Here is a 6,039-nt window from a genome sequence, read left to right on the forward strand (position 1 = left end):
TCCTGAGGGAGGGGCCCCGATTGAGGCCCCTAGCGCGCCCGCTTCCGCTTCGGCTGCCGGTCCGTCTCCGCCGGCGGCAGGCCAAGCTTCCGGCGGAGCTGGTCCCTGCGCTTGACGAAGGTGGCGAGGTCCAAGGCGAGGAGCGCCGCGGGGATGCCGGCAGGCGGCTCGTCCCTCACCTTCCGGACGGTCTCCTCCATCTCGGCCAGCTCCTGGCGCCAGCGGCTCTCGGCGAGGCTCTCGTCGAAGATCGGCATGGTCAGCGCTTCCTTCTCTTGGCGGTTTCACGGAGGATGTCGGCGATGCCGTCCCGACGGGGCCGGGGACGCTCTGCGGCGGCCAGCGCGCCCACGAGGACGACGGCGAGGACGAGCACCAGGGCGGCGCCCCAGATGACGAAGTCGAGGGCGAGCTCAGCCATCGCTGCGCTTGCTCCAGGCGATCGCCTTGCCAATGGCGACGCCGATCGGGACGGACGCGACGGTCCAGACAGCGATGACCTCGGGCACGGTCACGGGCGGCTCTCCCGGCTATGGGTGGCGAACAGGGCCAAGGCGACCGAGGCGAATAGGAGGGTCGCTCACGGCAGGGTCACGATGAGCAGGAGGGCGAGGCCGGGCGGGCTCACCACGCGCAGGCTCCGGCGGGCTCAGGCTTGGGGACGATGCCGAGGGCCTCGTGCCGGGCGGCGAGTCTGTCCTCGATCGCGGCGATGCGGTCCTCGACGGCACGGGCCCACGCGGCAGATGCGGCGTACCGGACGGTGTCGCGGTCGGCCTTCCACGCCTCCAGGCGCGCCACGAGCTCGGCGGTCGTCAGCCGGTCCAGGAACTCGTCGCGCGGGAGGGCGGAGCTACGCATCGCCGCCGACCACGACATAGGTGACCCGGCGCTCAACCCCGACCGAGGCCAGCAGCCTCGGGCCCGGCGTACGACGTCCCTGCAGGACGTCCCGGACGTGGACCTCGCTCAGACCGGCCTTGCGCGCGAAGGCACGGACGGAGCCAACCGCCGAGACGAAGCTGATGATGCGTGCGAGTACGGCGGCTTGATCCATGTCCGGGCCGGGATCCTGTTCGCCGCGAATCCTCGTCGTCCGCTGCGAGCCAAGAAGCTAACAGGCGCGCACGCCTGGAACAGCGCTCTCGGGCGGTTCGATTTCAGAGTTGACGTGACGGCTCCTAGGAGAGGTCCGCATCCGATGTCTACAGGCGTGTCGGAACAGCATGCGGAGTTGCCGGAATGCCACATGTACATGTGTGCACCCCGGACATGTACATGCCAGCGACGTCGGCGATGCTTCGGGTACCGTCCAGGCTTTCTCAGAAATACCTGGACGAGGGGCCTCAATCGGGGCCCCTACCGTCCCTTGCGGGCCATGTGCTCCAGGCGGTCCGTGAATTCTTGGGCGAGCCGGTCCGGCATCGTCTCGGCGGCCTCCTGCATCGCCCGCTGCCAGCTCGGCGTGGCGATCGGCTTCATCTCGGCCTTCGGGGTGCTGAGGAGGAGGAGCCGCGGCACGTCGTTGTTCACGACCTTCGGGACGCTGACCTCGGTGCCGTCGCGCCGGGTGAACTCCGTCGTCGGGGCGGACATGCGGCCGGCCTTGATCGCCCGGGCCGTTCGCTTGCGGCCGACGCTGGCCACGACCCGGGGCGGGCGAGCCCAGATGCCCGGCTGCCACGTGTAGCCGCTAAGGGCCTTGTCCCCCGGCCTGACCTCGAACACCCCCCACCGGGCCGAGCCGGCGGTCATGCCGGGGGTGCCGATGTTGCGCTGGTAGCCCCGGGCGGCCATGCGGGCGATGTTCTTGGCGTCCCGCCCGGGGACCTTGTCGCCGGCGCCGGGGCGGCCGAGGCCGGTGTAGCTGATGGCCCCCGGGTTCGGGATCTTCAGCAGCGTCTGGTCGGCGAAGTAAGCCTCCACGCCGACGTCGCCGGGGAGACGGGTCTGGTTGCTGTCCCCGAAGGCGTACTTCAGCCATGTCGACTGCAGCGGCAGGACGAACACGGCGGCCGAGGCCTCGCCGACGGTCGTGACCTTGTTCAGCAGGTCCTTGTCGACGACGTACCGGACGGCGTCCCGGGTTGCCCGGTTGGGATGGTCGAAGGTCGTGTCCACGGACCGGCGCCACCGGTTCGCGCCGTCGATGACGGTCCCCGTCAGGGCGTATTGGACGGCGCGGGGGAAGCGGTCGAGCCCGAACGACTCGAACGCCTGCTGGGCCTCGCGGACGGCCTTGGCGACGTCGAACCGGACGGACAGGGACACGGGGCGGCTCCGGGAGATGGCGGGGCTGGAGGAGGTCCTCGACGGCCGCCGCGGGAGTCTACGCTGGCCCCCGGAGGGAACAAGGCCGGGACAACTCAGGCGGCCTCGGCGACGGCCGCGGCGGGATCCGGAGGGGCGCCGAGACGCAGCCGCTCGCGGACGGCCTCGCGGGCCGAGGCGGGATCCATGCCGGCCTCCTGAAGCCGCTCCCGGGCCCGGCGGACGACGTCGACGAGGGGTAGGGCCGGATCCCGGCGGCCGGTGGCCTCGCGGGCTTCGATGTGCAGCCGGACGAGCGTCGCGACCACGGCGGCGTCCACCGCGGCGACGTCGGCCTCGGCTTCCAAGGTTGCGAGCCGGTCTGCGCGGGCCTCGCGCCACCGCCTGTTGCGCTCGCGGCCGCGCTCCAGGCGTGCCTCGTAGATGGCCTGTGCGATGGGGGTGCGGGACTTCTTCCGGGGCTTGGCCATAGCGGGATCCGGCGGCGTTGCAACGCGCGCAGCATCGGATGCCGGGATGCAAGGATCAAAGGACGGACGGAAGGCGGGGTCCAGAAACACGGAAGCCCCCGCGGTAGTCCGCAGGGGCCTCACACGTGTGGTGCACGTCCCAACCAGCGACGGCAGGTGAAGGGATTCTAGCGGACCACCATGCCCGCCACAAGGGCGTTCAGCGACCGGACGCCCGGCGGTAATCCTCGGCGGAGGCGGCGATTTCCTGAGGGGTCATAGGGCGCCGCGCAGCCGAGGAGCGGGGCGCATCGGCGATGGGGCGACGCCGGGTGAAGGCCCGGACGGGGCGGGGCTGCCGGACTTTGCGGGGCGGAGGAACGGCGAGCGGCTCCAGGTGCTCCGGGAGGCTCGTCCACTCACCGGTCAAGCTGAGGACGACCCGGCCGTGGAACCGGTCCTTGGGGTCGTCGATGACGACGTAGCCGACGTCGGGGGCGACCTCGATCATGACCGAGATGTCCGAGATGCGCCGAACCTTGGGCTCGGGGTAGGGGGCGGGGCCAACGTCGACCTCGGCCGTCGCGAGGGGGGCAGGGCCCGGGGCGGAGCCCCCGATAAAGCGTGACGGAAACCGAACCCCCAGGTCCTCGGATTCGCGGACATCGGACGGCTCGATGACGGTCTCGACCGGCTCGACCGCGACGGGCTCCATGGCGACCGGTTCGGCGAGGGGCTCGGCCGGGGCAGCCGCCGCTAGCTTCATGGCCTCGATGGCCCACGTCCGGCCACGTCCCGTGGCAACCCGGATGGCCTCGATTGCCGCGTCCGCCGTCCCGCACTCGGACCGGATGGCCAGACCCTGACGGCCCGCCTGGAACTTGGCGTCGGCCCGGTCGGCGCGGGGGACGGCACCGTCCCGGATCCTCTTCGCTGCCTGCCGCTCCCTCGGCGGGATAGACCTTGCCTTGCCAGGGCGGACCAAGTTCAGGCCCGCGGCATCCGCCTCCTCCTGGGTGACGCCGAGCAGATCGGCCATCTTGGCGCCGGAGTGGTGGAACAACACGTTCCAGACTTCGTCCTTGTACTCGGACGTCTCGCCGGCCTCGTGCCGCCGCATCCTCCGGCCGAGGCTCTGGAGGCAGTCCAAGGCGTCAGGGACCGTCAGCCCAGCCATGTGGGCGTACAGCGCCGCCCAGGTCTCGGGGTTGCCGCCATGGATATGCGCGTGGCAGTTCGCGACGAGGAACAGCCAGCAATGGCGATGCCCCTTCGCGATGCCGCCGCGGTGCCCGTGGAGGCGCATCAGGTCGGCGAGCATCCGATCCCTCACCCCGGCGGTACCGGCGTACTGCCGGGCGCGGCCGACGTTCCGCTGCGGCCTGCTCCGAGGGTTCTGGGCCTTCCACGGGGCCCTTTCGGCGAGTCGCCTGCGCAGCTCTGTGCTCGTGATCGGGAGCACCGAGTCGGCGAGGTCGTCGAAGCGGCACCTCTTGATGTCATCGATGCAGTCCGGCCAGAGCCGTTCGCAGTACGAGTCGGATGCCTGGTTGTAGCTACCCCAGATCCGGAGCACGCGGCTGGAATCCTGCGTGCCGCGGTCCAGGCCGGCGTCGCGGAACGCCATCCACATCCCGACGAGTCGGTTCTCCTGGGCGTCGCGGTCGGGGTCGTCGTACCGCCTCGCCGGGACGCTGCCGTCATCGGTCAGGGTCGGGCCGTAGAGCGCGTCCATGACCCTCTGCACCTTGCCGGCGGCCTCGCCCGGCAGGGCTTCGCAGGCCCAGGCCGCGTGGAGCCCGCGGCCGCTCCGCGTCCAGTAGCTCGGAGCCGGGACGCCGGCAGCGGTGATCGCTGCTGTGAGCAGGACCTGCAGGTCCTTCAAGGGCATTTCGCGGTAAGGAAGGGGGTTGCCGTTCTTGTCCTCGGCGTAGGGGTCGAACTCCAACCAGGCGTGCCCGACGGAGCACAGGGCATCCCCCTTCCGGCTCCAGGAGAACCTATTCATGCTGACGAACTGCGCGTCCCTCAGGATGTCACACGGGATATCGCCGCGCGCGCGGATCAGGGGGAATTGGCGGTAGGTGCCATGCCACTTCGAGGAGAGGACGATGTATCCGTCCGAGCCCTTGGGATGGAGGATCCGGATGTGCTCAAGCATCTCCATCACGTCGCGCGGCAAAAGGCTGTGCTTGGCGTTGCGCGGCTTGCTACCATCTCGCGTGGCTAGCAGGAACGCGGGGACGATGGGACCCCGCACAGCCACGGCCTCGCCCTGCAGGCTGCCTGCACCCGCGGCGGGAATGGCTTTCGGGGAGACATGGGTTCGGGGCGCCATCTTCCGTCGCTGTGGGTTAGGCGCGGGCACCACTCCGCGCGTCGAGCCATGAGGCTAGCCCCGGACCCAGCAATCTCCAAACGGGCACCGACACGCAGAACTACCTAGGCCGCTTCCCCTAGAGGCTGTTATGGACCTGCGTCGGGCTGATGCTCAGATGAGCGGGGATGAGCCCGACCCGCAAGTCGTATCCGTCCGACGTGTCCGATGAGGAGTGGGCGCTGGTCGCGCCCTACCTGACGCTGCTGCGTGAGGATGCCGGTCAGCGTGAGCATGCGTTGCGCGAGGTGTTCAACGGGTTGCGCTACGTGGTCAGGAGCGGCTGCCCGTGGCGGCTGATGCCCCACGACCTGCCGCCCTGGTTTGCCGTGTATCAGCAGGCCCAGCGCTGGCTGGCGGCCGGCTGTTTCGAGCAACTGGCCGAGGATCTGCGTGCGGTGCTGCGCATGGCGGCCGGTCGGGCGCCGGAGCCGAGCGCGGCCGTGCTCGACAGCCGGACCTTGCGCTCCTCACCCGAGAGCGGCGAGCGGGCCGGCTACGACGGAGCCAAGCGCAAGAAGGGTTCGAAGCTGCACATGGCGGTGGATACCCTCGGCCACCTCCTGGCGCTGCATGTCACACCCGCTGATGCCGATGATCGCGCTCAGGTCGCCCGGCTGGCCAAGACCGTGCAGGCGGCCACCGGCGCGAGCGTCGAGATCGCCTTCGTCGATCAGGGCTACACCGGCGAGAAGCCGGCCGTGGCCGCCCGTGCGCACGGCATCGAACTGGAGGTCGTGAAGCTGCCCGAGGCCAAGCGGGGCTTCGTGCTGCTCCCACGCCGTTGGGTCGTCGAACGCTCCTTTCCCTGCTCCACACGCTTCCGCAGGCTCGTCAAAGATTACGAACGCTATGCAAGCACCCTGGCAGACCTGCACCTCGTCGCCTTCGTCTGCCTTCATGCTCAAAAAGGCCGCTCAACTCGCCGCAGGTTCATAACAG

The 6,039-nt window shown here is 70.1% G+C and carries 7 protein-coding genes and 1 pseudogene; 1 reads left to right on the forward strand and 7 read right to left on the reverse strand.

What is annotated here, in order from left to right:
- Positions 1 to 29 precede the first annotated feature (29 nt).
- The 7 genes from ME121_RS27730 to ME121_RS27755 form a co-directional block, all read right to left on the reverse strand.
- Positions 30 to 257 carry a hypothetical protein gene (locus ME121_RS27730; protein WP_043074438.1) on the reverse strand — a complete coding sequence of 76 codons (228 nt, stop codon included), beginning with the start codon at positions 255 to 257 and terminating at the stop codon, positions 30 to 32.
- Between the two features lie 2 nt (positions 258 to 259).
- A complete protein-coding gene (locus ME121_RS34405) occupies positions 260 to 421 on the reverse strand; it encodes a hypothetical protein (RefSeq protein ID WP_160536113.1) in 162 nt (53 codons plus the stop codon).
- Positions 422 to 624: 203 nt separating this feature from the next.
- Positions 625 to 861, reverse strand: coding sequence for a hypothetical protein (locus tag ME121_RS27735; protein ID WP_043074437.1), 237 nt, complete (start codon positions 859 to 861; stop codon positions 625 to 627).
- Entirely contained in the window at positions 854 to 1,057 is a 204-nt protein-coding gene (locus ME121_RS27740; protein WP_043074436.1) for a hypothetical protein, read from the reverse strand. The genes ME121_RS27735 and ME121_RS27740 overlap by 8 nt, the downstream gene beginning before the upstream one ends.
- Positions 1,058 to 1,359: 302 nt before the next feature.
- Positions 1,360 to 2,271 (reverse strand): hypothetical protein, encoded by a 912-nt coding sequence (locus tag ME121_RS27745; protein ID WP_043074435.1) that lies wholly within the window; start codon positions 2,269 to 2,271, stop codon positions 1,360 to 1,362.
- A 95-nt stretch (positions 2,272 to 2,366) separates the two neighbouring features.
- Positions 2,367 to 2,741 carry a hypothetical protein gene (locus tag ME121_RS27750; protein ID WP_043074434.1) on the reverse strand — a complete coding sequence of 125 codons (375 nt, stop codon included), beginning with the start codon at positions 2,739 to 2,741 and terminating at the stop codon, positions 2,367 to 2,369.
- Between the two features lie 199 nt (positions 2,742 to 2,940).
- Positions 2,941 to 5,058, reverse strand: coding sequence for a hypothetical protein (locus tag ME121_RS27755; protein ID WP_059409977.1), 2,118 nt, complete (start codon positions 5,056 to 5,058; stop codon positions 2,941 to 2,943).
- 167 nt (positions 5,059 to 5,225) lie between these two features.
- On the opposite strand from ME121_RS27755, the pseudogene ME121_RS27760 reads away from it, so the two are divergent.
- Positions 5,226 to 6,036, forward strand: a pseudogene (locus tag ME121_RS27760) (IS5 family transposase).
- Positions 6,037 to 6,039: the final 3 nt, after the last annotated feature.

The organism is Methylobacterium sp. ME121 (assembly GCF_000974725.1).
GTDB classification, from domain to species: domain Bacteria; phylum Pseudomonadota; class Alphaproteobacteria; order Rhizobiales; family Beijerinckiaceae; genus Methylobacterium; species Methylobacterium radiotolerans.